1 protein-coding gene is annotated in these 1,020 nt (G+C 64.6%); it reads right to left on the minus strand.

Annotated features, from left to right (window positions below):
* Positions 1-932, minus strand: a 932-nt coding sequence (locus H9634_RS14365; protein WP_191727484.1) for an IS481 family transposase, incomplete at its 3' end; no start/stop codon positions are given.
* Positions 933-1,020: the final 88 nt, after the last annotated feature.

Here is a 1,020-nt window from a genome sequence, read left to right on the forward strand (position 1 = left end):
CGATGGTGATTGTAGTCATGCAAGAACGCTGCGTACGAGTTTTCGCGAGCACTCTCACTGGCATACGGTCTCGCGTAGGCCCATTCGTTCATCAGCGTCCGGTTGAACCGCTCGACTTTCCCATTCGTCTGCGGACGGCGAGGCCTCGTCCGTTTGTGCCGGACCCCATCTCCGAGGGCTCGCTGGAAGTCTCCGGACCGGTAACAAGCCCCGTTATCCGTCATGACTGCTTCTACGCTCACGCCGATCCCGGTGAAGAACGCCCGGGCACGAGTCCAAAACCCGGCCGCGGTGTGCTTCTTCTCGTCGTCAAGGATCTCGGAGTAGACCAGCCGGGAGTAGTCATCGACGGCGTGATGCAGGTACCGATACCCCCGCGACGAAGGCTGCCCGGCACGGGCAGCCTTGCCCCGTGAGGACTGGACCTTCCGGTCCTGGCCCGATCCACGGCCATGGGCCCGCCATCCGCCACCGTTAGGGATGCGGCCAAGCTTCTTGACATCAACGTGGACCAGCTTGCCAGGCTGCCCGACTTCGTAGCGACAGGGCGCGGGCCGGCGGACCGGCAAGCCGGTGGCCTGATCGATGCACTCCAGCTTAGGCATCCGGTAGCGGGCCAAGACCCGCCCGACAGTCGAGCGTGGCACGTGCAGGTGGTAGCCGATCCGGTGCGGCCCCCATCGGCGGTTGAACCGCAGCGCGATGATCCGTCGCTCGGTACGTGCGCTGAGCCTGTTCGGGCTGTGGTGCGGACGGCTCGAGCGGTCAGCCAAACCGGTCCCTGCCCGGTGCCGACTCACCCAGCGAGACACCGTTGCCGGGGACACCTGAAAGCGTTCAGCAACGCGTCGCTGGGACCAGCCGTGATCGACAACAAGACAGACGAGCCGGCGCCTACCCTCAACGGTCATCGGGGCGTTACGGTGTGTCATGGAAGACCTCCGGGTCAGGGTGCGTGTCGTTACCCACCTCGATACCGGGGGTCTTCTCTGACCTCAAATCCCGTTCACAACCTCCCGA

It is taken from the genome of Brevibacterium gallinarum, assembly GCF_014836885.1.
GTDB classification, from domain to species: Bacteria; Actinomycetota; Actinomycetes; order Actinomycetales; family Brevibacteriaceae; genus Brevibacterium; species Brevibacterium gallinarum.